This window comes from Segnochrobactrum spirostomi (genome assembly GCF_009600605.1).
Lineage (GTDB): Bacteria > Pseudomonadota > Alphaproteobacteria > Rhizobiales > Segnochrobactraceae > Segnochrobactrum > Segnochrobactrum spirostomi.
In genome coordinates this window covers 1,254,307-1,280,535 of record NZ_VWNA01000001.1, presented here as the reverse complement: position 1 = coordinate 1,280,535, position 26,229 = coordinate 1,254,307, and the positions used below count along the sequence as shown (strand labels likewise).

General features: G+C 68.6%; 18 protein-coding genes. 10 read left to right on the top strand and 8 right to left on the bottom strand.

Annotation, left to right across the window (positions count from 1 at the left end):
- Positions 1-211: 211 nt before the first annotated feature.
- Both F0357_RS05685 and F0357_RS05680 read left to right on the top strand, forming a co-directional pair.
- Complete coding sequence (locus F0357_RS05685; protein WP_153479476.1) at positions 212-1,048, top strand: S49 family peptidase; 837 nt, start codon at positions 212-214, stop codon at positions 1,046-1,048.
- A gap of 121 nt (positions 1,049-1,169) precedes the next feature.
- A complete protein-coding gene (locus F0357_RS05680; RefSeq protein ID WP_153479475.1) occupies positions 1,170-1,352 on the top strand; it encodes a hypothetical protein in 183 nt (60 codons plus the stop codon).
- Between the two features lie 346 nt (positions 1,353-1,698).
- On the opposite strand, the gene F0357_RS05675 is transcribed toward F0357_RS05680, so the two are convergent.
- A complete protein-coding gene (locus F0357_RS05675) occupies positions 1,699-4,209 on the bottom strand; it encodes a PAS domain-containing sensor histidine kinase (RefSeq protein ID WP_246161368.1) in 2,511 nt (836 codons plus the stop codon).
- A 247-nt stretch (positions 4,210-4,456) separates the two neighbouring features.
- On the bottom strand, positions 4,457-7,096 hold the full coding sequence (gene pepN / locus F0357_RS05670; protein ID WP_153479474.1) for an aminopeptidase N: 2,640 nt from the start codon (positions 7,094-7,096) through the stop codon (positions 4,457-4,459).
- Between the two features lie 335 nt (positions 7,097-7,431).
- Between pepN and F0357_RS05665 the strand changes: the two genes are divergently transcribed.
- From F0357_RS05665 to F0357_RS05645, 5 genes are all read left to right on the top strand, one after another.
- Positions 7,432-9,225 (top strand): adenylate/guanylate cyclase domain-containing protein, encoded by a 1,794-nt coding sequence (locus tag F0357_RS05665; RefSeq protein ID WP_153479473.1) that lies wholly within the window; start codon positions 7,432-7,434, stop codon positions 9,223-9,225.
- Between the two features lie 178 nt (positions 9,226-9,403).
- Positions 9,404-11,278, top strand: a complete 1,875-nt coding sequence (locus tag F0357_RS05660) for an ABC transporter ATP-binding protein (RefSeq protein ID WP_312861465.1) — start codon at positions 9,404-9,406, stop codon at positions 11,276-11,278.
- Entirely contained in the window at positions 11,278-13,236 is a 1,959-nt protein-coding gene (locus tag F0357_RS05655; protein WP_153479471.1) for an ABC transporter substrate-binding protein, read from the top strand. The genes F0357_RS05660 and F0357_RS05655 overlap by 1 nt, the downstream gene beginning before the upstream one ends.
- 9 nt (positions 13,237-13,245) lie before the next feature.
- Positions 13,246-14,271 (top strand): ABC transporter permease, encoded by a 1,026-nt coding sequence (locus tag F0357_RS05650; RefSeq protein WP_153479470.1) that lies wholly within the window; start codon positions 13,246-13,248, stop codon positions 14,269-14,271.
- Between the two features lie 14 nt (positions 14,272-14,285).
- Positions 14,286-15,467: an ABC transporter permease gene (locus F0357_RS05645; RefSeq protein WP_376767823.1), complete on the top strand. Its 1,182-nt coding sequence runs from the start codon at positions 14,286-14,288 to the stop codon at positions 15,465-15,467.
- Between the two features lie 6 nt (positions 15,468-15,473).
- Here F0357_RS05645 and F0357_RS05640 read toward each other — a convergent pair whose 3' ends face one another.
- The 5 genes from F0357_RS05640 to F0357_RS05620 are packed head-to-tail and all read right to left on the bottom strand — an operon-like array spanning position 15,474 to position 20,994.
- The gene (locus tag F0357_RS05640; protein WP_153479469.1) at positions 15,474-16,253 is read right to left on the bottom strand and encodes a polysaccharide deacetylase family protein; all 780 of its coding nucleotides are present in this window, start codon (positions 16,251-16,253) and stop codon (positions 15,474-15,476) included.
- The gene (locus F0357_RS05635) at positions 16,250-17,401 is read right to left on the bottom strand and encodes a glycosyltransferase family protein (protein WP_153479468.1); all 1,152 of its coding nucleotides are present in this window, start codon (positions 17,399-17,401) and stop codon (positions 16,250-16,252) included. The genes F0357_RS05640 and F0357_RS05635 overlap by 4 nt, the downstream gene beginning before the upstream one ends.
- Entirely contained in the window at positions 17,389-18,528 is a 1,140-nt protein-coding gene (locus tag F0357_RS05630) for a glycosyltransferase family 4 protein (RefSeq protein ID WP_153479467.1), read from the bottom strand. Before F0357_RS05630 ends, F0357_RS05635 begins: the two co-directional genes overlap by 13 nt.
- An 11-nt stretch (positions 18,529-18,539) precedes the next feature.
- Positions 18,540-19,763 (bottom strand): glycosyltransferase family 4 protein, encoded by a 1,224-nt coding sequence (locus F0357_RS05625; RefSeq protein WP_153479466.1) that lies wholly within the window; start codon positions 19,761-19,763, stop codon positions 18,540-18,542.
- A gap of 13 nt (positions 19,764-19,776) precedes the next feature.
- Positions 19,777-20,994: a glycosyltransferase family protein gene (locus F0357_RS05620; RefSeq protein ID WP_153479465.1), complete on the bottom strand. Its 1,218-nt coding sequence runs from the start codon at positions 20,992-20,994 to the stop codon at positions 19,777-19,779.
- Between the two features lie 362 nt (positions 20,995-21,356).
- Here F0357_RS05620 and F0357_RS05615 point away from each other — a divergent pair, with 362 nt between their 5' ends.
- Genes F0357_RS05615 through F0357_RS05605 form a run of 3 tightly spaced genes read left to right on the top strand, consistent with a single transcriptional unit; the run spans position 21,357 to position 25,335 of the window.
- Positions 21,357-24,026, top strand: coding sequence for an ABC transporter ATP-binding protein (locus tag F0357_RS05615; protein ID WP_153479464.1), 2,670 nt, complete (start codon positions 21,357-21,359; stop codon positions 24,024-24,026).
- A complete protein-coding gene (locus tag F0357_RS05610) occupies positions 24,023-24,490 on the top strand; it encodes a cyclic nucleotide-binding domain-containing protein (RefSeq protein WP_312861464.1) in 468 nt (155 codons plus the stop codon). Before F0357_RS05615 ends, F0357_RS05610 begins: the two co-directional genes overlap by 4 nt.
- Positions 24,487-25,335 carry an MBL fold metallo-hydrolase gene (locus F0357_RS05605; protein ID WP_312861463.1) on the top strand — a complete coding sequence of 283 codons (849 nt, stop codon included), beginning with the start codon at positions 24,487-24,489 and terminating at the stop codon, positions 25,333-25,335. The genes F0357_RS05610 and F0357_RS05605 overlap by 4 nt, the downstream gene beginning before the upstream one ends.
- 6 nt (positions 25,336-25,341) lie before the next feature.
- On the opposite strand, the gene F0357_RS05600 is transcribed toward F0357_RS05605, so the two are convergent.
- Positions 25,342-26,172 carry a phosphodiesterase gene (locus tag F0357_RS05600; RefSeq protein ID WP_153479463.1) on the bottom strand — a complete coding sequence of 277 codons (831 nt, stop codon included), beginning with the start codon at positions 26,170-26,172 and terminating at the stop codon, positions 25,342-25,344.
- Positions 26,173-26,229: the final 57 nt, after the last annotated feature.

The following is a 26,229-nucleotide window of genomic DNA, read 5'->3' as shown; positions in this document are numbered from 1 at the left end:
CACCGCCACCGCCGTCCGGCTTGCTCCGGCCGCGGCGGCACGCCATCTCTGGCGGTGAACCGATGGGCCGGCGATGCGTCGGCCTGTCCCCTCTCCGGGCTCATGCGACTTGGGCTCGTGCGACTTGGGCTCGTGCGACTTGGGCTCACGCGACTTGGGCTCGTGCGACACGGGATCGCGCGCCCGGGGCCCTGCCTTTGAGGAGACAGCAATGCTCGACCGCCTGCGCGCCCTTCTTCCCGGCTGGTTCGGATCGAAGGCGGTCACGCTGCCCGTCGTGCGCATCTCGGGTGCCATCGGCATCAACGCACCGCTGCGGCCGGGCGTCTCGCTCGCCTCCGTCGCCGGGCCGCTGGAGCGGGCCTTTGCGATCAAGACGGCCCCGGCGGTCGCGATCCTGATCAATTCGCCCGGCGGCTCACCCGTCCAGTCCCATCTGATCCATCGCCGCATCCGCGCGCTGTCGCAGGAGAAGGGCAAGCCCGTTCTCGCCTTCGTCGAGGACGTCGCGGCCTCGGGTGGCTACATGATCGCGGTCGCGGCCGACGAGATCTATGCCGATCCGTCCTCGGTCGTCGGTTCGATCGGCGTCGTCTCCCAGGGCTTCGGCTTCGTCGGGCTGATCGACCGGCTCGGCATCGAGCGCCGCGTCCACACCGCCGGCACACGCAAGGCGATCCTCGATCCGTTCCGGCCCGAGCAGCCCGACGACGTCGCCCATCTGAAGACGTTGCAGGCCGACATTCACGAGGATTTCCGCGCCCTGGTGCGCGAGCGCCGCGGCGCCATCCTGTCGGACGACCCGGACCTGTTCTCCGGCCTCTTCTGGACCGGGCGCACCGGGCTTTCGCTGGGGCTCGTCGACGGCCTGTCGGACCTGCGCACGCTCGCGCGGGAGCGTTTCGGCGACGCGGTGCGGCTCCGGGTGATCTCCGGCGAGCGCGGCTTTCCGTGGCGCCGGGCGCGGGGGCTTGGCATCGAGGCGGCGGTCGGTGAAACTCTCGGTGTCCTCGAAGAGCGGGCGCTGTGGTCGCGCTACGGCCTCTGACGGGAACCGGCGCGGCGCTGCGCGGTTGGAGAAGCACCCGCCGCGTGCCCTGAGATCGCCCAGATCGCTCGCGAGGATTGCTGCCATGTCCGAGCCAAGGGAATCCGCGAAGGGAAGCGCCATGCCTCAGATCGTCCTGTTCGGCGCCGTAGCGGCCGCCCTGATCGGCTGGCGCATCGTCAAGCGCGAGATGGAGCGCGTCGAGGAACGCCTCGCCCCGCACCGGGTCAAGGTGCGCCAGGAGCCCGAGGCCGTCGCCCTCGAGCGTGATCCCGTGACCGGCGTTTACCGTCCGCGCGGCTGAGCGGACGCTGTCGTCTGGATAGTGACCCAGCGGCGGCTTGCCTATGAGCTCGCCGCCGCTTCCTTCTCCCCATGGAATGGGGAGAAGGTGGCCCGATAGGGCCGGATGAGGGGCTCGCAACCACCGCATCATATTCAGATTTAAGAAGAATTTCCCCTCATCCGCCCCCTTCGGGGGCACCTTCTCCCCGCAAGCGGGGCGAAGGGGAGGGTGCGCGCGGCTGAGAGTTTCGGCTGCACCTTGCCGTTCAGTGGACGGCACTCGACGTTGCCATTTCCCCAAAACGCAATCGCCCCCGGGAATGAACCCGAGGGCGATTTTAATCGTGCGGTGGTTTGTTCCCGTCTCAGGCGGCCTGCTGCTGTTCGCGGCGCGGCGGGTCCTTCGGCAGGTGGACGGTGACGACGGTGCCGACGCCGACTTCGGACTGGATCTCCATCCGTCCGCCGTGCAGCGTGACGAGGGAACGGGCGATCGCGAGGCCGAGGCCGGAGCCCTTGTGGCTCTTGGTGAACTGGTTCTCGACCTGGACGAAGGGCTGGCCGAGGCGGGCGATTTCCTTCTTCGGAATGCCGATGCCGGTGTCCTCGACCGCCACGATGACGCCGTCGCTGTCGGCCCGGGCGCGCACGGTGACGCGGCCGCCCTGGGGCGTGAACTTCACCGCGTTGGACAGCAGATTGAGCAGGATCTGCTTCATCGCCCGGCGGTCGACGTTCATGCGGATCTTGGCGTTGCCGGCGGCGACCAGGATGCCCTTCTCCGAGGCGGTCGGCGACATGATGCGGGTCGCCTCGTGCACGACCTCCTCGAGATCGACCGCCTCGACCGAAAGATCGATCTGGCCCGCCTCGATGCGCGACATGTCCAGGATGTCGTTGATGACGCCGAGCAGATAATTGCCGCTGTGGTGGATGTCCTGGCAGTACTCGACATATTTGTCGGAGCCGAGCGAGCCGAACATCCCCTGCGTCATGATCTCGGAGAAGCCGATGATGGCGTTGAGCGGCGTGCGCAGCTCGTGGGAGATGTTGGCGAGGAATTCCGACTTGGCGCGGTTCGCTTCCTCGGCCCGGGTCTTCTCCTCGGCATATTTCTCGGCGAGCTCGACGAGCTGGCGGGCCTGGCTTTCGAGCTTCTGGCGCGACTGACGCAGATCGGCGACGGTGGCGCGCAGGCGCCGCTCGCTGTCCATCAGGCGCTCTTCGTGACGCTTGAGCGCGGTGATGTCGGTGCCGACCGACACGAAGCCGCCGTCCTTGGTGCGCCGCTCGTTGATCTGGAGCCAGCGTCCGTCGCCGAGCTGCGCCTCGTAGGAGCGGGCGCCTTCCTCGGGACGGCCTTCCGCCGGGATGTGGGTCGTCACGATCGGCTGGCTCGCCGAGCGCATCACCACGTCGTAGGCCGTGCCGGCGACCATCGCCTCGTCGGGCAGATTGTGGAGCTGCTGATATTTCGAGTTGCACATCACGAGGCGGTTCTCGGTGTCCCAGAGAACGAACGCTTCGGAGATGGTCTCGATGGCGTCGCGCAGGCGCATGTCGGCGGTGGCGGAGCGCTCGGCGAGCGCGCGCTGCTCGGTGACGTCGACGCCGATGCCGATGAGGTGCGGGGTCGCGCTGTCGGCCTCGGAGACGAGCTCGGCGCGGATGCGCAGCCAGATCCAGCGGCCGTCGGCATGGCGCATGCGCAGCATGCGGTCGAGGGTGCCGGCGCCGCTCGCGAGCATCCCGTCGGCGAGCGCGAACAGGTCGCCGTCTTCCGGGTGCACGAGCGCGGAGACTTCGCGGAAGCCGAGCAGGTCGTCCTTCGGCGTCATGCCGAGGATGTCGTACATCGACGCCGACCAGAACATCCGGCCGCGGGCGAGGTCCCAGTCGAACAGGCCGCAGCGGCCGCGCATCAGGGCGGTGTCGATGCGAACCTGGGTCGCCGCATAGATCGTGTCTGCGGAGCGGGCGCGGTTCGATTGGGCGAAGAAGGCGTAGACGAGCACGAGGATGACGCCCGAGGTGCAGACGAACAGCGTCACGTTCGCAGAGAGGTCCCGCCGCCACGCGCCGAACACGGACTCGGTCGATTGCAGTACGGCGACCATGCCCTGCTGGTCGGCGAGGTGGTGCACCGTCGCGAAGGCCTCGGTGCCGTCGGTGAGCGGCAGCTCGAGCACCCCGGCGCGGGCACCGAAGGTCGTCAGCGGTTGGGATTCGCCGAGCACGTCGACGAGAGTGCGGCCTTCGAGGTCGCTGCGCACCGGGTCGGAGACGACGATGGTGCCGTCGGCGTTGGTGACGAGGATTTGGCGGCCGTCGGCCGTCGCCCGGCTCGGCAGCACCTGATCGAGGCGGGCACGGATCTCGTCGGTGCGCGATTGAGCCGACGCCGCAACCGGGGCGGCCGGCTGCGTCATCTGGGCTTCGGCGCCCGCGGGCTCCTTGGCCTTGGTCTTGCCCTGGGGCGCCGCGCGGACGGTCGTGGGGCCGGCCGTCGGGGCGTCGAAGGTTCCGGCCGCGCCGTCGATGGTCGAGGCCCGGTCGTCGAGGGTCGCGGTGGCCGACATCGCGAGCAGCGAGAGGGTGTCGCGGGCGCCGCGGTCGGCCTGTTCGTAGGCTGTGACCAAGGCGGCGCAGCGATAGCCGGCGATAACGAGGATGAATATGACGGTGAGGATCGGGATCGCGCGGCGGAACAGCGGTTCCTTGGCGACAAGCTGGGCATAGGCCGGGGCGGCGAGCAGGCGGGCATGGCCGGACAAGGCGACAGGCGTCGCTCCGGTGCGTGCGTCCGCCCGGCTCGTGGCGCTGGAGAACGCCGGGCCGGAGGCGGTTTTCGCCGCGGGGACGGCGCGGAAAACCATGCTCGGCCTCCATGCTAGCAGCGCCGTCCAGGGCGCACGGCGCCGCGAAGACGCGGCGGCGGCTTCCGCCCGCATCATCTGAAAATCCCTACGGAATGCGTTGAATCTGTGACGATTCCGGCGTTTGATTCGCCCGAATCATCGCCATTTGAATCGACGCGAATCCGCTTGTCCAGGGCAGGATGCGGAAAAAATGGTTAACGCCGCCCTACCGAACTGGGCGGCATTTGAACCGAGGCCGAAAAGCCTATTCGAGACAGCGCGCTGCGATGTCGGAGACGTCGCGCGACAGCGGCGTGGTGGCCGCCACCCGTTGCAGGGCGGCCTCCGCCCTGGTCCGCCGAGAGGGCTCGAGCGCCCGCCAGGAGCGGAATGCGTTGAGGAGGCGGGCGGCGACCTGCGGGTTGCGCGGATCGAGGGCGAGCACGATGTCGGCGAGAAAATCGTAGCCCTTGCCGTCCGCCCGGTTGAACTGCGCCTGGTTGCCCGAGGCGAACGCGCCGACGAGGGAGCGGACCCGGTTCGGGTTGGAGAGCGAGAAGGCGGGATGATGGGTCAGGGCCTTGACCTTGGCGAGCGTGTCCGCCCCGGGTGCCGCGGCCTGCACGGCGAACCATTTGTCGAGCACGAGAGCGTCGGTCTCGAAGCGCCGGTAGAAATCGGCGAGGGCGGCGTTCGCCGCATCCGCGCCGGTGAAGACGAGGGCGGTGAGCGCGGCGAGCCGGTCGGTCATGTTGTCGGCGCCGTCATAATGGTCCTTGGCGACGATCGGCCCGCCCTCGGCGAGGGCGAGATAATCGAGCATGACGTTGCGCAGCGCGCGCCGGCCGGCGCCCTCGGCATCCGGGCGGAACGGCTCGTTGGTCGAGAGCGAGCGGTAGAGCGCGGTGAAGGCGTCCTGAAGGCTCGTCGCGATGGTGGTCCGCCAGGCGAGGCGGGCGGTCGCGATGGCATCGGGATCGACGTCGGTGCCGATCTCGCGGGCGATGTCGGCCTCGCTCGGCAATTGCAGCGCGAGGGCGCGGAAGGCGCGGTCGAGACTGTCGTCGATGGCGAGGCGGCCGAGCGCCTGCACGAACGCGCCATCGACCTCGACTGGCTGGCCGGCGGCCGCGGCGGCGGTCGCATCTTTGAGGAAGCCGACGGCGAGCGTCTGCGCCGCCTCCCAGCGGTTGAACGGGTCGCGGTCGTTCGCGAGCAGGAACAGCCGGTCCTCGACCGTCAGGTCGCTGTCGAGGATCACTGGGGCGGAGAAGCCGCGCAGGAGCGAGGGAACGGGGCGCGCCGCCACGCCTTCGAAGATGATGCGCTGCCGGGCCTCGTTGAAATCGATCACGCCGTCGACGATCGCCGCACCTGTCGCCCGCTCATAAGGGAGGTCCGACCCGTCCGGACCGACGAGGCCGAACCGGATCGGGATCGGCACCGGCTGCTTCAGCGGCTGGCCCGGCGTCGGCGGGCAGGTCTGCTCGAGCTCGAGCGTGAAGGTGTGTGCGGTCGCGTCGTAGGCCGTGCGGGCGGTCACGCGCGGCGTGCCGGCCTGGGAATACCAGCGCAGGAACGGCCCGAGATCGCGGCCCGACGCCTCGGCGAAGCAGGTGACGAAATCCTCGATCGTCGCGGCGTCGCCGTCATGGCGCTCGAAATAGAGGTCCATGCCGCGGCAGAACGCCTCCGCACCGATCAGGGCTTTCAATGCGCGGATCAGTTCGGCACCCTTTTCGTAGATGGTCGCCGTGTAGAAGTTGTTGATCTCGCGGTACGTGTCGGGCCGCACCGGATGGGCGAGGGGGCCGCCGTCCTCGGGGAATTGCTGGGCGCGCAGAAGCCGCACGTCGGCGATGCGCTTCACCGGCCGGGAGCGCTCGTCGGAGGAGAATTCCTGGTCGCGGAAGACGGTCAGGCCTTCCTTCAGGCAGAGCTGGAACCAGTCGCGGCAGGTGATGCGGTTGCCGGTCCAGTTGTGAAAATATTCGTGGGCGATGACGCCCTCAATGCCCATATAATCCTGGTCGGTCGCGGTCTCGGGCGCCGCCAGAACATATTTGTCGTTGAAGACGTTGAGCCCCTTGTTCTCCATCGCGCCCATGTTGAAGTCGGACACGGCGACGATCATGAAGATATCGAGGTCGTATTCACGGCCGAACGCCACTTCGTCCCAGCGCATCGAACGCTTCAGGGAATCCATCGCGTAGGCGCAGCGCGCTTCCTTGCCGTGCTCGCAATAGATCCTGAGATCGACGGTGCGGCCGGACGCGGTGACGAAGCTGTCGCGCACCAAGCCGAGATCGCCGGCGACCATGGCGAACAGATAGCTCGGCTTCGGGAACGGGTCGTGCCAGACGGCGAAATGGTTGTCGGTGCCGGCGACGTCGCCCGCTTCAATCAGGTTGCCGTTTGCGAGCAGGACGGGGAGTGAGGCCTTCGGCCCTTCGATCCGCGTCGTGTAGACCGCGAGCACGTCCGGGCGGTCGTAGAAATAGGTAATGCGGCGGAAGCCCTCGGCCTCGCACTGGGTGCAATAGTTGCCGCTCGAGCGGTACAGCCCCATCAGCGTCGAATTGGCGTCCGGGTCGACCTCGGTGGCGATCTCGAGGGTGAAGCGGCCGGCCGGCGGCGACTTCAGGATGAACTCGTCGGGCGTCGTCAGATAGCGGTCGGCTGGGAGCGTCTCGCCGTCGAGCGCGACCGCGCGCAGCGTCAGGCCGTCGCCCGCGAGCACGAGGCGTTCGCCAGGCGGGGTGCCTTCCCGGGGGACGAAGACGGAGCGGGCGGTGACGAGGGTCGCGTTCGGCGTCAGCCGGAAGTCGAGGTGAACGGTCTCGATCCCGTACGGCGTCGGCCGGTAATCGGCGAGACGGACGGCTTGACCCTCGTGACGCTGCATGGCGAACTCCTCGTTGCGGCGCCGACGGATTGGCGGTCGGCGCGAGGTGCCATGTTTTAGGCACTGATGCGTGCGATTGCCAGCACTTGGCCGAACGGACCGCGGGCTTTGCGGCGGGATGCGGCCGAGAGCGGGGAGCGGCGGCGTATCGGCCGGCCGCCGGTGGGTTGGTGAGGCTGGAGCGCGTGTCGTCCGCAGACGAGACACAGACATCTGGTGGGACTGGCCGGGGCCCGGCGTCCGCGGGGGCGGCGTCGCAAGCATCGCCGCTGGAACTTCCGCCTCCCGGTCGCGAGACCGGGGAGCGGCCGCGGCGGTTCTGGCGGCCGTCGCGCATGGCCCTGCCGATCGCCGTGGTGGTCGGCGGCGGTTACGGCGTGCTCGTCGCCGCCGCGCTGGCCGTCGTCCTCCTCATCACGTCGTCCTCGAACTTCCAGAACACCTATTCGCTCCTGAGCGAAAAGGCCGAGCTGATCATGCGGGGGCTCTCCGACGACCTCACCGCGAAGCTGCTGCCGGTCCGCACCGGCATTGAGGACGTGGCGGCCATCTACGCCCAGGACGGATTCTCGCTCGACGACACGACGGAGGTGCGCTCCATCTTCCGGGGGTTGCTCGCCGGCACCCCGGCCTTGTCGGCGATGGTGCTGTTCAAGGGGGATGTCCCTGCTTTCCGGGTCTACCGCGATGCCCAGGGCAGGTTCCCCGCCGAGATCGAGAAGAGCGAAGTGCCTCCGGATCGGGTCCCCGAATTCAGCCAATATCCGGCGGGCGAGGCTTCCGTCTGGGGGCCGATCCGGATGTACGAGCACAATATCTACGTCTCGGTCCTGGCCCCGCTGATCCGCAATGGACGGACGGACGGCTACATCGTCGCCGCCGTCGCCGCCAAAAGCCTCAACCGCATCGTCGAGGAGATCGCCGATGAGGACGGCGCTACGGTCTTCCTGATGCTCGGCGAGACGGGCGGCGTGTTCGCGCACTCCGACGCGGCCCGCAACGGCCTCAATGCGGCGATGCAGGCGGCGGACGGCCCTGCGCCGCTCGGGGCCATCGACGATCCCGTTCTGCGTCGCCTCGCGCCCGGGCCGAACCAGGTGCAGTTCCGCCCCCTCGGCAAGACCGGGCTCAAGATCGCCGACGTCGACACGCCCGGCGACGACTACATCGTCGTCACGTCGGTGGTGCCGCGCATCGGCGAAAAGCCCTGGATCGCCGGCATCTACATTCCGGCCCGGGAGGTCTCTCAGGAGGCGTCGCGGCTCATCAACTCGATCATCGGCGGCGTCGTGGCGACCTTGCTCGCGGTCGGGCTCGCGATCTTCCTCGGGCGCCGTATCGCCCGGTCGCTGCGCGCCCTGAGCGCTTCGGCCGACCATATCGCCCGCTTCGAGATCGACGTCGCCCGGCCGGTGCCGCCGAGCCGCATCGCCGAGCTCAATGCGAGCGGACGGGCCTTCAACGGGATGCTGCACGCGGTGCAGGCGTTCTCCCGCTACGTGCCGCGCCAACTGGTCCGGCGGATGATGGAGCACGGCTTCGAGGAGGCGACGCGGGCGCGCCGTTACGATGCGGCGATCCTGTTCACCGACCTCGTGGGATTCACCACGATGTCGGAGCACATGCGGCCGGAAGAAGTTTCGCACGTTCTCAATCAGCACTTCTCGGAACTCGTCGCCTGCGTCGAGGCGGAAGGCGGCATGGTCGACAAGTTCCTCGGCGACGGCCTGATGGCGGTGTGGATCGACAATGAGAGGTGCCCGGTGTCGAAGGCCGCCCTCCGCGCCGCCCTGGCGATGGCCGAAGCCTTGAAGGCGGGTAACCGGCGCGCTGTCGCCGACGGCAGGCCGCCGCTGCGGCTCAGGATCGGCGTCCATGCAGGGGAGGTGATCGTCGGCAATCTCGGTGCCGAGGAGCGCATGAACTTCACCACGATCGGGGACCCGGTCAACGTCGCCTCGCGCCTCGAATCGCTCGGCAAGGTGGTCGATTGCAACGCCGAGGTGATCATCCTCATCAGCGATGTGGTGGCGGCGGCCGCGCCGGAGATCGTCTGCGAGGAGATCGGCGCGGTCGAACTGCGGGGGCGGGCCGGGCCGATCGGCGTCTGCCGGGTCGCGCTGCCGTGAGCCCGGGAGCATAAATCTCCACCCTTTGGGTCCCGCGTGGTCCGCTCGCGCGGGGGGAAGGGCGGAATCGACCCAGCAATCGTCGTTCACAACGGCGTCACGCCGCGTCATAGTCGAGCAAAGAAGTCGTTATAACGCTCATGTGAATTCCGGCTGCGTCCGGGAGGGGAGCTGCGGCGTGGACGTCCTGTCGATCGAGAATCTCACCGTCGCGTTCCAGGGCGACGAAGGCCTAGTTCGCGCGGTCGAGGGGGCGTCGCTCTCGGTTCCGGCGGGCCGTACCGTCGCGCTCGTCGGCGAATCCGGCTCCGGCAAGACGGTGATCTCCCAGGCCGTGATGGGCCTCCTGCCGCAGAAGGCGAAGATCACCTCGGGCCGGATTCTGCTGCGCGATCCGGCGGCCGGCGGCCGCGAAACCGACATCGCCGCGCTCGCCTCGGACAGCCTGGCGATGCGGGCGATCCGCGGCAACCGCATCGCCATCGTGTTCCAGGAGCCGATGACCTCGCTGTCGCCGCTCCACACCATCGGCGACCAGATCGGCGAGGCGGCGCGGCTTCATCGCGGCGTCGGCAAGGCGGATGCGCGCAATCTCACGCGCGACATGCTGCGCCTCGTCCACTTCCCCGATCCGAATCGCGCGCTCGACACCTATCCGTTCGAACTCTCCGGCGGCCTTCGCCAGCGCGCCATGATCGCCATGGCGCTGATCTGCCGGCCTGCGCTGCTCGTCGCCGACGAGCCGACGACCGCGCTCGACGTCACCATCCAGGCCGAGATCCTGAAGCTCATCAAGGAGCTGCAGGGCGAGCTCGGGATGGCGGTGTTGATGATCACCCACGATTTCGGCGTGGTGGCGAACGTCGCCCACGACGTCGTCGTGATCTATCACGGCCGCATCCTGGAATCGGGTCCGGCCGACGTCATCTTCGCCGATCCGCAGCACGATTATCTGAAGGCGCTGCTGCGCGCCGTGCCTCGCTTCGACATGCCGGCGGGCGAGCGGCTGGTGCCGATCCGGCCGATCGCACCGATGGCCTCGGGCTTCCTCAAGGCGGCGGCGAAGCCACAGGGCTCGTCCAAGGGGCCGGTGCTCTCGATCGAGAAGGTCTGTAAGTCCTACGGACCGACGAGTGCCAAGGTCCGCGGACCGAAGGCCATGGACGACATCAATTTCTGCGTCGAGCGGGGAGAATGTCTCGGCATCGTCGGCGAATCCGGTTCGGGCAAGACGACGACGGCGCTCGCCATCATGCGGGCGATCGATATCGATTCCGGCTGCATCCGCTTCGACGACGGTTCCGGTCCGATCGACGTCGCCTCGCTCAAGGGCGAGCAATTGTTCGCCTATCGCCGCAAGGTGCAGCTCATCTTCCAGGACCCGTTCTCCTCGCTCAATCCGCGTATGACGGTGAACGAGATCCTCTGTGAGCCGATGGTCATCCACAAGATCGGCACCGAAGCCGAGCGGGCCGAGCGCGCCCGCGAGCTGATGCGCCTCGTCGGCCTCGATCCGCGCTTCCTGCGGCGCTATCCGCACTCGTTCTCCGGTGGCCAGCGCCAGCGCATCGGCATCGCGCGCGCCCTCGCGCTGCGGCCGGACGTGATCGTGTGCGACGAGCCGGTGTCCGCCCTCGACGTTTCGGTGCAGGCGCAGATCCTCAACCTGCTCAAAGATCTCCAGGCGGAACTCGGGCTCACCTACGTGTTCGTCAGCCACAATCTCGCGGTCGTCGATTACATGGCCGAGCGCGTCGTGGTGATGTGCCGCGGCCGCGTCGTCGAAGTGGGACCCACCCACGAGATCGTGGCCGATCCGATCCATCCCTATACCAAGGCGTTGATCACGGCGGTTCCCGAGGCGAGCCTCGACCACCGCCTCGATTTTTCGGCCCTCTCCGCCGCCCGCGCCTCCGATCCCGCCGCCTGGCCTGAGCCCTTCCGCCTCGTGCCCGGCACGCCGCCGACCCTCGTCGAGATGAAGCCCGGCCGCTTCGTGTGCGCGCCCGGCGCGGCCGAGACGGCCCTTCAGCCGATCGCGGAGCCCGCCTGATGCGCCTTGCCCGCTACGCCCTCGCTGTGCTCGTCGCGGCGTCCGCTCCCGCGATCGCGGCGACGCCCGATCCGGCTGCGACTCCGGCCCCCGCCGCCGCGCCGGCTCCGGCTCCGGCCGCGGCACCCCCGGCGCCCGCCGACGCGGCCGCGCCGCTGCCGCCGCTCGCCGAGCGCCTGCCGAAGGACCCGCTCGTCGTCGATTTCGACGCGCTCGGCTACCGCGTCGGCCGGCCCGGCGGGACCCTGCGCACCCTCATCAGCCGCGTCAAGGATGCCCGCCTCATCAATGTTTGGGGCTACGCCCGGCTCGTCGCCTACGGGCCCGACCTCAAGCTCCACCCGGACATCCTCGAATCCGTGGACGTGGTCGAAGACCGCATCTTCACCTTCCACATCCGCCCGGGCCACAAATGGTCGGACGGCAAGCCCTTCACGGCCGAGGACTTCCGCTATTATTGGCAGGACATGCAGCAGAACCCGGATATCGCGCCGACCGGGCCCGAGCCGTTCCTGCTCGTCGACGGCGAGCCGCCGACCTTCGAGGTCCTCGACCCGCTCACCGTCCGCTACACCTGGAAGAAGCCGAACCCGCTGTTCCTGACGACGCTCGCCTCGGCGACCGATCCGTTCATCTACCGGCCGGCGCACTATCTGAAGCAGTTCCACGAAAAGTACGGCAAGCCGGACAAGATCAAGGCGCTGATCGCGAAAAAGAAGGTCCGCAGCTGGGCCGCGCTGCACAACCGCTACGACGACATGTACGGCGGCTCCAATCCCGCCGAACCCTCCCTGCAGCCCTGGATCCGCTCGGAGGCGGGGACGGATCGCCGCGTCATCATGGTGCGCAACCCCTATTTCCACCGGGTCGATCCCAAGGGCCAGCAATTGCCCTATATCGACAAGGTCGAGATGAACGTCGTCTCCACCGGGCTCATTCCGAGCCAGGCACAGGCGGGCGAGACCGATCTCCAGGCCCGCGGGCTCTCTTTCGCGGACATCACGGTGCTGAAGCGCGGCGAGGAGCGCTCGCACTACTCGACGCGGCTGTGGCCGATCTCCAAGGCCAACGAGGTCGCCCTCTATCCGAACCTGACCTGCAAGGACCCGGTCTGGCGCACGCTCTTGCGCGACGAGCGGTTCCGCCACGCGCTCTCGCTCGGCATCGACCGCGAGATGATCAACCGGGTGCTCTATTTCGGTCTCGCCAAGCCCTCCAACAACGCGGTACTGCCCGAGAGCCGGCTGTTCGAGCCGGATTATCTGACGAAATGGGCGGGCTACGATCCGGCGCAGGCGAACACGCTGCTCGATGACATGGGGCTGACGAAGCGGCGCGGCGACGGCATCCGCCTCATGCCCGATGGGCGGCCGCTCCAAATCGTGGTCGAGACGGACGGCCAGTCCCAGGAGGTGATCGACGCCCTCCAACTCGTCGGCGAGAACTGGGCGGACATCGGCATTGCCCTCTTCGTCAAGCCGTCCGACCGGGACATCATCTGGAACCGCGCGCTTGCCGGCACCCTCGTCATGATGGCCTCCTCCGGCTACGACGACGGCATCCCGACCGCCGGCATGAGCCCGGCCGAGCGGGTGCCCTCCGACAGTTCGTTCCTGATCGGCATGGCGTGGGGCGCCTATCGCGACAGCGAAGGCGAGAACGGCGAAAAGATCGATTATCCGCCGGTCCAGACCCTGATCGACGCCTATGATCAATGGCTCGCCGCCACCACCCACGAGGCGCGCGAGGCGGCGTGGCGGAGCATTCTCGACACCCACGTCGATCAGACGCTGACGATCGGCCTCATCGCCGAGGCCAAACAGCCGATCGTCGTCAGCGATTCCCTGGTGAACGTTCCCCAAGAGGCCCTGTTCGGCTGGGATCCCGGCGCGAATTTCGGCATCTACCACATGGATGCGTTCTGGTTCGACACGCCTGAGACCGCTTCGCGGAACTGACGAGCTCCCATGCTGCTTTATATCGCCAAGCGCCTCCTGACGATGATCCCGACGTTGTTCGTGATCAGCTTCCTCATCTTCGTGGTGATCGAGCTTCCCCCCGGGGATTATCTTTCCAACCAGATCGACGAGCTCAAGGCGCAGGGCGAGGCGACGGCGATCGCCAAGGTCGAGTTCCTGCGCCACGAATATGCGCTCGATCGCCCCTTCCTCGAGCGCTACCTGATCTGGGTCGGCGCCTGGCCGGGCGCCCACGGTTTCGACGGGCTGTTGCAGGGCAATTGGGGCTGGTCGTTCGAGTACGACCGGCCGGTCAACGAGGTGCTCGGAACGGCCCTGCCGCTCACCATCCTCCTCAACCTCGCGACCGTCATCTTCGTCTACATCGTGTCGTTCCCGATCGGCATCTATTCGGCGACCCGGCAATATAGCTGGGGCGATTACGGCTTCACGCTGCTCGGCTATCTCGGGCTTGCGATCCCGAATTTCCTGCTCGGCCTCATCATGCTGTTCGTCGCCAACCGCTGGTTCGGCCTCTCGATCGGCGGCCTGATGGATCCGAAATTCACCGATCAGCCGTGGAGCATGGACAAGGTGATGTCGGTGCTCGCCCATCTGGTGGTGCCGACCATCGTGATCGGCATCGGCGGCACCGCGGGCATGATCCGCCGCCTCAGGGCGAACCTGCTCGACGAACTGCACAAGCAATATGTCGTCACAGGGCGCGCCAAGGGCCTCGGCGAGCGCCGCCTCCTCGTCAAATATCCGCTCCGGATGGCGCTCAATCCGTTCATCGCCGACATCGGCAGCCTGCTGCCGTCGCTCGTCTCCGGCTCCGTCATCGTGTCGGTGGTCTTGAACCTGCCGACCGTCGGCCCGGTTCTGCTCGACAGCCTGCGCTCGCAGGATCAGTTTCTGGCGGGCTTCATTCTTCTCTTCGTCGCGGTGCTGACATTGATCGGAATGCTGATTTCCGACCTTCTGCTCGGTCTCCTCGATCCTCGAATCCGGCTCGGCGGGAGGGCGCGCAAGTGAGCGAGCAAGGGGTGATCTCAGGGGCCGGCGCGCCGGACCCGAGCGTGCCGCGCGCGCGCCATTTCGTCGATCCGACGCCGTTCGATCCGCGCGAAGCGGAGGTGCTCTCCGCCGAACAGGAGCGCTATTATCAAGCCTCCCAGTGGCGCATCATCTGGCTGCGCTTCCGCCGTCACAAGCTGGCGCTGTGGTCGGGCGTCATCCTCCTGGTGTTCTATCTCGCGGTGCCGTTCGCCGAGGTCATCGCGCCCTATCCCGTCGCTCATCGCGACAATTATCACCTCTATGCGCCGCCGCAGCCGATCCACCTGTTCGACAACGGCAAGTTCGTCGGGCCGTTCGTCTACGGCACGGTGGCGAGCGTCGATCTCAAGGAACTGCGCTGGCAATACACGGTCGACAAGCGGGCGGTGCAGCCGCTGCGCTTCTTCTGCCGCGGCGATGCGTACCTGTTCTGGGGCCTGTTCCCGGCCGATTTCCATCTCATCTGCCCGGCCGAGAACGGTACGTTGAATCTGTTCGGCACCGACCGACTCGGGCGCGACGTGTTCTCGGGCATCGTCTACGGCGCGCGCATCTCGCTCACCGTCGGCCTCGTCGGCGTCGCCATCTCGATCTCGCTCGGCATGCTCCTCGGCGGCCTCGCCGGCTATCTCGGTGGCTGGGTCGACGCGACGGTGCAGCGCGTCATCGAGATCCTCCGCTCGCTGCCGGAACTGCCCTTGTGGATGGCCCTGTCGGCGGCGCTCCCGGTGACCTGGAGCCCCGTCTTCATCTATCTCGGCATCACGGTGATCCTCGGCCTGCTCGATTGGCCCTCGCTCGCCCGCGCGGTGCGCTCCAAGCTGCTCGCCCTGCGTGAGGAGGATTATGCCCGCGCCGCGATGCTGATGGGGGCGAGCCCGTCGCGCATCATCGGCAAGCATCTGCTGCCGGGATTTGCGAGCCACATCATCGCGAGCGCGACGCTCGCGATCCCCGGCATGATCCTCGGCGAGACGGCGCTGTCCTTCCTCGGCCTCGGCCTGCGCCGTCCGGCGGTGAGCTGGGGCGTCCTCCTCAACGAGGCGCAGAACATCACGGCCGTCACGGTCTATCCGTGGCTGATGGCGCCGATGCTCCCCGTCATCATCGTCGTGCTCGCCTTCAACTTCCTCGGCGACGGTCTCCGCGACGCGGCCGACCCGTACAAGTGAGGCCGCTCAGCCGGCCGCCGGCGTCCCGAACAGGGCCGCCGGCTCCGGCCACGTCACCGCCGGATGCGCCGCGAGCACGGCGACGGCGATCTCGGTGAACGCCCAGACGGCCTCCTCGTGGGCGAGGTGATGGGTGAGGAGGCCGAACGGGGCGTCGGGGATGTCCCGCCGCGCCGCGATCTCCTGCCGGGCGATCGTGGCCGCCTTCTCGTCGCCGATATAGGAGCGGCTCGTCCGCCACGCGATCGGGTCGAGGTGGGTGTCGACGATGCCGTCGCCGACCGAGCGATGGCCGAACGTCGTCAGCACCGGCAGACCGATCTCGCGACGCCGCTCGGCGATCGTCGGCGCGATGCGGTTCCACGGCGGGGTCAGCACGGGGAGGAAGCGCGGCCCGAACAGGCCGGCGAGCTTCTCCCGCCCGGCCGCCAGCTCGGCGAGCACGATTTCGGCCGGCCGCGCGGCCCCGAGCTCCGCGGCGCGGGTGCCGGCGGGCTCGTGATTGCGGTGGCTCCAGCCGTGCTGGATCGCAAAGGCGTGCGGGCTCCGCGCGAGCCGTTCCGCGAGCCCGGGCGTCGCGCCCTCCGGAATGATGGCGAGGCCGACGGGCACACCGTGCTGTTCGGAGATCGCAAGCAGCCGCTCGAGCGCCGGGGTCGGCTCGATCGCGTCGTCGTCGCGCCACCAGACGACGAGCCGCCGCCCCTCGTCCGCCATCGCGTCGAGCGCCGCCGTCAGGGCGCGGCCGAACGGGGTCGCGCGGGCGCGTTCACCGGTGACGTTCATCGGATCGACCTCCGGTGCGCTTCCTCGATGAGGATCTCGGCGCTGCGCTCCGCCCCGTCCGTTGCCACCGCGACGGGCGTCGGCCGCGGGCGTTCGAGGGCGTCGTCGCAGGCGGCGGCGAGGCTCGCCGCATCGACCGTCTGTTCCTCGACGATGGTGCAGCGGCCACGGGCGGCGATCAAAGCCGCCCTCTGCGCCTGCTCCGTCTCGCTGCCCTCGGCGAAGGGCACGAACACCGCCGGGCAGCCGGCGGCGATGACGTCGAGCACGGTGTTGTAGCCGGCCTGGCTGATGGAGAGGCGGGCACGACCGAGCAAAGCCGGGAAATCGGGCCGGGCGGCCTCGACGATCAGGCCCGGCGGGGCGCGCTCGGCGAGGGCGGCGAGGGCCGCTTCGCCGTGTTCGCGGCCGACGAGCACGCGCCAGATGGCGTCGCCGGCGCGCGCGGAGAGGGTCTTCGCCCCGAGCGCGGCTTCGAGGAGACGCGTCCCGACCGGGCCGCCGCCGCAGGAGACGATCACCTCGTCGATCCCGTCGCCAGGCGGCGGGGCAACCGCGCTCGGCGCGTGGACGAAGCCGGTATAGCGCACGAGCGGGGCGATCGCCTCGGCGAAGGGAAACGAATCCTCGAGCCGCACGAAGGCCGGATCGGCGTGGACCAGAACGAGATCGTGCAGGGCGAGGGCGGTGTCCGCCATCCAGCGTTCCTTCGCCAAATCGTCCTTGCGCACCAGGATGTCGCGGATCGAGGCGGCGACGAGCCGGCAGCGGTCCGTGCGCGCCATCTCGATCAGGGGGCGCAGTTCGAAGGCGAACGGCCGGCGGCCGAACGGAAAGGTCTCGGTGATCAGGATATCGGGCCGGACCGCCGCGGCGACCGCGAGGAGCGCATCGCGCCGCGACGCCTTCCAGGCCTCGTCGATCGGCTTGCCGCTCTCGTCGAGGATCACCTTGAACGTCGCGTCCGCCGCCCGGGCGAGGGGCAGAGGGGCGATGTCGAGGCCGTGGGTCGCAAGCGTCGGCGGCAGGCGGTTGCCGGTCGCGAGCGTCACCGCGACACCCCGGGCGGCGAGGGCGCGGCCGATGGCGACGGCGCGCACCGCGTGGCCGGTGCCGAGAAGGTGCTGGACGTGGATCAGGGCGCGCATGGCGCTGTTCTTTCGGCGGGAGAGGGGAGATCGGCGCGGACGGCGACAGCCGCCGCGATCAGCGATGTCAGGCGGGCCCGCCCGGCGGAAAGATCATGATCGCGGGCGATGTGGTCCGCGGCGGCGCGGCCCATCCGAATCCGGGCCTCGAGCGCGCTCGCGAGCCCCACGATGGCCGTGGCGAAGGCCGCGGCGTTGCCTTCGGGAGCGAGGAAGCCGGTCTCGCCGTCACGAACGATGGCCGCGACGCCCGGCCGCGCACCGCCGATCACGGCGAGCCCCGCCGCCTGGGCTTCGAGGAAGACCATCCCGAACGCCTCGCCGATCGCCGGCCAGACGAGCAGGTCGGCCGCCGCGTAGAAGTCCGGCAGCGCCTCGGGCGCGACCGCGCCGGCGAAGGTCGTCCGGGCCGGATCGAACCGCGCCGCGATCTCGCCGCGTGCCGGCCCATCCCCGACGATGGTGAGTGTCCACGGCCGATCGGCGATCCGCGCCAGCGCCTCGGCGAGCACGCGGTAGGAGTTGGCCTTGTCGCCCGGCCGCATCATGCCGACGGCGAGGAGGCGCGGCACGCCGTCGGGCGAAGCGGACGCCCTGGTCGAGGCCGCCGCCCGGAACGGCGTCGCGTCGATGAAGGGCGGGAAAAGGTGGAGCCGGCTCGCCGGCACGATCGCGGCGAGCCCGATGCGGTCGCCCTCGTGAACGGCGGCCACGGCATGGGCGGCGCGCAGCGCAAAGTCGGCGGCGGCGAAGCGCGCGGCCCACGGGCCCTCCGCCCGCGATCGGGCCCGGCTCGCCTCGATGATCGCATAGGGAATGCCGAACCGCGACGAGAGGTGCGGCCCGAGGAGGTCCGGCGCCTTGTGGTAATTGTGGTAGGTGAGCCAGAGGTCGGGTGCGCCGTCGGCCGCGAAGAGCGCGCCGATGCGCTCCGCCTCGGCCCCAGCCGCCGCGAACAGCGCGCCGTCGCCCTCGGGCGCGGCGGCCCACGTGGTGAACCCGGTCGGGACAGCCAGCGTGTGGCCCTCGAGTTCGAGGGCGCGGCGGATCAGTTTGGCGAACTGCCGGTCGCCGGAGGGCACCGGGCTCTCGAACGCCTTCATCGGCGTGTGGAGGGCGATCCGCATCGCTCGGAGCTTCAGGCCGCCGCCGCGGCGCGCCGGCGCGTCAGCAGGGCGGCGATGCGGTCGAGACCCGGATCGGTCGAGAAGCGGGCGCGCACCCGCTCCGCCGCGGTGCGGCCGAGCCGCTCGCGTAGCGCGGCATCTTCGATCAGTCGGGCGAGGGCGGCGGCGAGCGCGTCCGGCGCGCGCTGCTCGACGAGAAGGCCGGTCTCGCCGTCGTCGATGACTTCGGGCACGGCGGACACCCGGGTCGAGAGGCAGGCGAGCCCCTGGGCCTGGGCCTCCATCAGCACGTTCGGCAGGCCGTCACGGTCGCCGTTGCGGGTGATGCGGCTCGCGAGCACGAAGATGTCGGCGGCGCGGTAGGCCTCGAGCACCTCGCTCTGGGACAGCGCGCCGCGCCAGACGACGCGGTCGGCGATGCCGAGACGCTCGGCGAGTGTCTTGAGGCGCTTCGTCAGGCTGCCGCCGCCGATGTGTTCGAACCGCCAATCGAGGCTCCCCGGCAGCCGCGCGAGGGCGCGCAACGCATCGTCGATGCCCTTCTTCTCGACCGCGCGGCCGACGCAGAGGATGGTCACCGGCCCCGTGCGCCCCGACCGGTCCGGCGGCGCGGGCAGGCGGCTGAAATCGAGGCCGTGATAGACCAGCTCGACCTTCTTCGGGTCGGCGGCGAGGGAGCGCAGATAGGCGGCGTTCGCTCCGGTGCAGGTGGTGCCCCAATCGGACGCGTCGATCTTCTCCGAGAGCTCCCATTGCGGGGAGGTCCAGATGTCCTTGGCATGCGCCGAGAACGCCCACGGCAGGCCGCGCAGCATCGCCGCATAGCGGGCGACGGAGGCCGGCGTGTGGAGGAAGTGGACATAGAGCTCGTCGATATCGGCCGGAAGCTCGCGGGCGAGCACGCAGGCCTGGCCGAGCCGGCGCCAGCGGCTGACCGTCTGGTCGCGGGCGAGGTCGCGCGCGAAGGCCTCGCGCAGCGCCGGATAGGTCGGCAGTGCCTCGGCAAAGGCGCGGCCCGCCGCGACCCGCGCCGGATCGTCCTTCAGATATTCCGGCAGATAGAGGATTTCGGCGCGGATCTCCCGGTGCACGGCGTGGATCGCCGGATCGGTCGGATGCCGCAGCGAGACGATGAGCACCTCGAGGCCGCGCTGTTCGAGGCCACGGATTTCCTGGGCGATAAAGGTCTCCGACAGCCGCGGATAGCCTTTGAGGACGACGGCAATGCGCGACATCGAGCGGGTCTCGTCAGCGCCCGACGGCGGCGAGGCGGCGCACGGCGGGACGCCGCGACAGCACGCCGGCGACGTGATCGTTGATGACGTCGAGGCCGTCGAGCAGATTCGGGATGCCGGCGCGCGAGGGCGGCGCCTGGCGCGGCAGTTTGGCGAGTGCCTCGGTCATCAGCCCGACATCGGGATAATGGTCGATCGGCAGCACGCGGATGAGGCCGACCTCCTCGGCGCGGGCGGCCCGGATCGCCTGCTCGCGGCGCGGCACCACGCGCGGAACGAGGAGGGTCGGCTTGTCGAACGACAGCATCTCGCAGAACACGTTGTAGCCGCCCATGCCGACGATCGCCGTCGCCTGCGTCATGATCGATTCGATCTGCGGGGTGAAGGTGATGACGTGGACGTCGCGCAGCTTCTCGGCGCGGGCGAGGAAATCCTGCTGGTGCTCGGCCTCCATGAACGGCCCGAGCACGATCACCGCCGGAAACAGCGGCCGGGCGTGGGTCTCGTAGGCGCGCATCACCCAATCGACGAGCTCGGTGCCGTCGCCGCCGCCGCCGGGGCTGACGAGGATGTAGGGCTCGTCGCCGAACGGCGAGCGGAACGGCGCCGCTTGTGCGGCGGCCGGCAGATCACGGCGCAGATATCCCGTGAAACGGGCCTTCGCGCGCGCCGCGTCCGAGACGCCGACGCCTTCGAGCGGATCGTGGATCGATTGCAGCCCGTAGACCCAGATCTCGTCGTACAGCGTGTCGAGTGCCTCGGCGACGCCCTTGCGCTCCCATTCGCCGGTCAGCGCTTCCGGATCGTCCATGACGTCGCGCAGACCGAGCACGGTGCGGGTGCTGGTGCCGGCGAAGGCCTCCAGTGTGCGGCGGACCTCGCCGCGCAGGCCGAGCGGCTCCTTGTCGACGACGATGATGTCGGGCCGGAACACCTTGGCGGTGTGCTCGATGATCGAGGCGCGGATCTCGAGCGTCTCCTCGATGTCGATATGCAGGCTGAGCGAGGTGTACTCGCCGTTGCGCAGCTTGATGACGCCGGGGATGCGGACGAAATCGACCCGGCTGCGGAAATCGAAGCTGCCGATGATGGGCGACCCCGACAGGATCAGGATCGACAGATCGGAGATGTGCCCGACGAGCGAATGCGCGATCGCCCGGCAGCGGCGCAGGTGGCCGAGCCCGAACGAATCGTGGCTGTACATCAGGATCTTCGCCGCGGAGGCCGACATCCAGCGATCGCTCCCACTTCACCGAAGCACGTGATCGCCGGATGAAGCCATCCGGGAGCCCGCACGCTCCGCACTCGCTTTGCTGACGATGCCGCGGCGCGCCGCCCCAGCGGACCGTGCCGAACACCTCTCATAGAACCGTCGGGCATCCAGCGACCACCTGACGGGCCTCGGGCTTTGCGCCCAACCCCGAACGACCCTAACCGGCGGTCGGAGGACCGTAAAGTCCGTCCCACAAAGCAGATACGCGCGCCGCGATCCAGACCGTCATCAACGAAGCGCACGACAATCCTGTTCCTGCGCGCTAGTTGTTGGGCGAGGGGCGGGACACCGCCACCGCCCGGCCGTCTGTCGAGGGACGTATGAAGAAGACGCTGTTCGGTTTCATCTGGCGGTACAGCGCGCGGCAGCAGATCGTCATCGTGGCGATCACGGTGATGTCCTTTCCGCTCGTCTACATGTCGCTCGATCTGCCGAAGCGAATCGTCAACGACGCGCTGCAGGGCAAGCATTTTCCGCGGCACCTGTTCGGCTTCGAGCTGGACCAGCTCCCCTATCTCTTCGTGCTCTGTATGGCCTTCCTGGCGCTCGTGGTGGCCAACAACGGCGTCAAATATGTCCTCAACGTCTACAAGGGCATCGTCGGCGAGCGGATGCTCAGGCGCCTGCGCTACCAGCTCTACAGTCAGGTTCTGCGCTTCCGCCCGACCCATTTCCGCCGCGTCTCGAGCGGCGAACTGATTCCGATGATCACCGCCGAGGTCGAGGATCTCGGCACCTTCATCGGCGATTCGGTGGCCCAGCCGGCCTTTCAGGGCGGCACGCTCCTCGTCTACATCTTCTTCATCTTCATGCAGGATCCGTGGCTCGGGCTCGCCTCGATCTCGCTCTATCCGATCCAGGCGGTGGTCATTCCGCGCCTGCAGAAGCGGGTGATCTATCTCTCCCGCGAGCGCATCAAGAACGTCCGCCGCATCTCCGACCGCATCGGCGAGAGCGTCTCCGGCGCCATCGAGATGCACGCCCACGGCACCAGCGCCTGGCATCTCGCCAACATCTCGGATCGTCTCTACGAGAATTATCTGATCCGCTTCGAAATCTATAAGCGGAAATACCTCATAAAGTTCGTGAACAATTTCATGAACCAATTGCCGCCGTTCTTCTTCTATCTGATCGGCGGTTATCTCGTTCTCAAGGGGCAGATTTCGTTCGGCGCGCTGGTCGCGGTCCTCACCGCCTACAAGGACCTCGCCTCACCGTGGAACGAACTTTTGACCTATTATCAGGACCTGGCGAACGTCTCGGTGAAGTACGAGACCATCGTCGAGAACTTCGACCCGCCGGAAATCTACCCGACCGAGCGCATGCTCCAGCACAACGACGACGAGGCCGAGGCGGTTCCGTTGCAAGGCGATCTCGCCCTCGTCAATGCGACCGGCGGCTCGACGGTACAGAACCCCGAGGTCCGCGACGTCTCGCTCGCCATCCCCGCGGGCCGGCATGTCGCCCTGGTCGGCGACGATTCCAGCGGGCGCACCGAAGCGCTGCAGATGCTCGCCGGCCTCATTCCGCCGTCGAGCGGCCGCGTCGAGGTCGGCGGGCGCACCCTCGACGGCCTGCCGGAGACGGTTCTCGGCGTCACCATTGGTTATGCGTCGTCGAGTCCCTACATCTTCAACGACACCATCCGCACCAACGTGCTGTACGGGCTCCGGCATCGACCTGTCGGACCGCCGCGGATGGAGGCGTCGGAATTGCGGAGGCGGCAGAACGAAGCGGCCGCGACCGAGAGCACCCTTTATGAATTCGATGCGCCCTGGGACGACGTCCGACGGGCCGGGCTCGAAGACCCGGACGAGCTCGAGGATGCGATGATCGCGCTCCTCGAGTCGGTCGGATTGCGTGAAGACCTCTACCGGGTCGGTCTGCAGGCCCGCATCCGCCCGGAGGACTGGCCCGACCTCGTCGGGATGGTCATCGCGGCGCGGCGGGCCTTGCGCGACCGCATCGAACACAGCGCGGAGGTGTCCGATCTCGTCGAGCTGTGGGACCCGGAGAAGACAAACCGCAGCGCCACCGTCGCCGAGAACGTGCTGTTCGCGCTGCCGGCGGATGCGAACACGCCGGTCGGCGCGATCCCGCAGGATCCCATGATCATGCGGTTCCTGGACGATGCCGGGTTGACCGAGGACCTGATCAATCTCGGCGTCGCCGTCGCCGAAACCATGATCGAGCTGTTCTCGACCATGCGCGGCGACGACGATTTCGTGGGGGCTTACTCGTTCCTCAGCGCAGACGAATTGCCGGCCTACGAGGCGCGGGTGAAGAAGGTGCGCGCGAGCGGGGCGAAGTCGCTGTCGGCGGCGGACCGGGTCGATCTCGTCGGCCTCGCCTTCCGGGTGGTTCCGGCGCGGCACCGCATCGCCGGAATTTCGGAGGAGCTGCGCCGCAAGATCGTGATGGGCCGCACCGTGTTCCGCGAGACCGTGCTCGGGCGGGCGAACGGCCGTTATGTTCCGTTCGACTCGGACACCTACATCGCGTCGCTGTCGATCGAGGACAATCTCCTGTTCGGCAAGATCCGCGTCGATCGCCGCGGCGCCCGCGAGCGGACCGACCTCTTCCTGCGCGAGACCGTCGCCGACCTCGGTCTGCGCATGGCGGTCGCGCGTGCGGCGCTCGATTTCCAGGTCGGCGTCGCCGGCTCCCGGTTGACGGGAAGCCAGCGCCGCAAGCTCGGCCTCGCGCGCGTGCTGATGAAGACCGCGCCGATCGTCATTCTCGACGATCTCGTCGACGACGATCCGCAAGTTCTTGCCTTTGTGCGTGAGCGTTGCGAAGGTCGCACGCTCGTTCTTGGAACCTCCCACATCGGCAGCGATGTCGGACTGGACAGGTACTTTGTGATGCGGGACGGTCGCCTGGTGACCGAGGGCGCGTACGCCGACGTCTTCAAGAGCGCCTCGAACGAGGCGTCCGGCATGCCCGCCGTGGAAGAGGCGTCGGTCGAATTCGGGGAGGCCGGAGCGTGACCCTGGAACTCGAGGTCGACGCGCTCAAACGCGTGCCGCTGTTCCGCGGCATCGATCCCGCCAAGCTGCGTCTGCTCGCCTTCATCAGCGAATTGATGAGCTTCCGCCCCGGCGAACGGCTGTGCGAGCAGGGCGAGCGCGGCGACAACGCCTACATCATCCTCACCGGCGAGGCGGACGTCGTCGTCGAGACGCCCCAGGGTCCCCAGACGGTTGCGCGGGTGCGCCAGCATGACGTCGTCGGCGAGATCGCCATCCTGATCGACGTGCCGCGGACCGCGTCGGTGGTCGCCTCGACGGAGCTCAGCGCCCTGTCGATCTCCAAGGACAATTTTCTCAAGCTGCTCGCCCGCTTCCCCGAAATGTCCCTCGAAGTGATGCGGGTGCTGGCGCAGCGCCTGGAGCGGACGACGCGCGATCTCGCCTCGACGAGCGCCGTGGCACAAGGACGGGCACCCTCGTGAGTTCCGATCTCGAAGTGCCGGTCGGGCCGCTGGCCGTACGCTTCTGGGGCGTGCGCGGCTCGCTGCCAACGCCGGGCCCGTCGACGCTGCGCTATGGCGGCGACACGCCATGCCTCGAGATTCTCGTGGACGGCCAGCGGGTCGTCGTCGATTGCGGCTCCGGTGCCCGGCGCCTCGGCCTCAAAATGCTCGGCGAGCCGCCCGGACCGCTCGACATCCTGTTCACCCACTCCCACCTCGACCACATCTGCGGCCTGCCGTTCTTCAAGCCGGCCTACAATGCCGCCTGCAACATCAAGCTCTGGGCCGGCCATCTGCGGGATGCCCAGGAGCACCAGGAGGTGCTCGCCCGGCTGATGTCGCCGCCGATCTTTCCGCTGCCGACATCCGCGCTGCGCGCTTGCCAGTTCCGCGCGTTCGATGCAGGGCGGACCATCATTCTCCAAGGCGGGATCGAGGTCGACACCGTCCGCCTCAACCATCCGGGCGGGGCGACAGGCTACCGCTTCCGCCATGCCGGGCACTCGCTCTGCGTCATCACCGACCACGAGCACGGCAATCCGGAGATCGATGCCGACGTCGCCGCCTTCGTCGCGGGTGCCGACATCATGATCTACGACGCGATGTATACGGCGCTCGATTATCCCCGCTATGCGGGCTGGGGCCATTCGACCTGGGAGGAGGCGACCGCTCTCGCCAGGCGGGCCGGCGTGCGCACGCCGGTGATCTTCCACCACGACCCGACCCGTTCGGACGATGCGCTCGACGAGATCGCCGCCGCGGCCGCGGACGCCTATCCAGGCGCGGTGGTCGCCCGCGAAGGTCTGGTGCTCTCCGCCGGTTGAGGCCGGTCAGTCCGGCCAGAGCACGCCGGACGCGCGGCTGTAGTCGTACGGGCCGGCCGCATCCTCGACATAGATCGTGTGCGAGATGAACCCCGTCTCCGCGCTCCAGGCGTGGAGCAGGAAAGCCGGCGGCTCGAAGGCGAACAGCGGCTTGCCGCGGCCCGACAGGTTGAGCACCGTCTGGTGGCAGACGCTCGGCGCGACGATCCCGACGGCGCCGCCGAACGGCGCCACATAGGGACGGTGGACGTGGCCCGCGACGACGAGGCCGACCTGCGGGTTGGCCCGCACCAGAGCCGCCAGCGCGTCGGCATCCCTGAGCCCGATCGCATCCATGTCCTTCATGCCCGACGGGATCGGCGGATGGTGCAGCGCCATCAGCGTCGGCCGGTCGGGCGCGGCGGCGAGGGCGTTGCGGGCGAAGTCGAGCCGCTCCGCGCCGAGGAAGCCGTGGGTCTCGTCGGGAACGTTGGTGTCGAGACCGACGAGCCGCACCGGGCCGACATCGACGGCGAATTGCAGCGAGCCTGCCGCCGATTGGTGCGCCCAGGCGGCATCGGCGAAGGCGGTCCTCAGCGCCTCGGAACTGTCGTGATTGCCGGGCACCGCATAGACCGGCATGGGAAGCGGGGACAGCAGATCGCGGGCGAGTTCGTATTCGCGCGGGTCCGGCGTGTCGGCGATGTCGCCCGTGATCACGACCGCGTCGGGGCGCGGGTCGAGCGCGAGCACGCGTGCAACCGCCCGTCGCACCATCGTCGCCGTCTCGACGACCCGGAGCGCGGGGAGGCCACGCGGCCGCAGGTGCAGATCGGTCAGCTGTGCGATCAGGATCATTGGGCGCTCTTCCAGGGCTTTTTCAGGCGGGATCGGGGGCGGCCGGTCGATTGACGC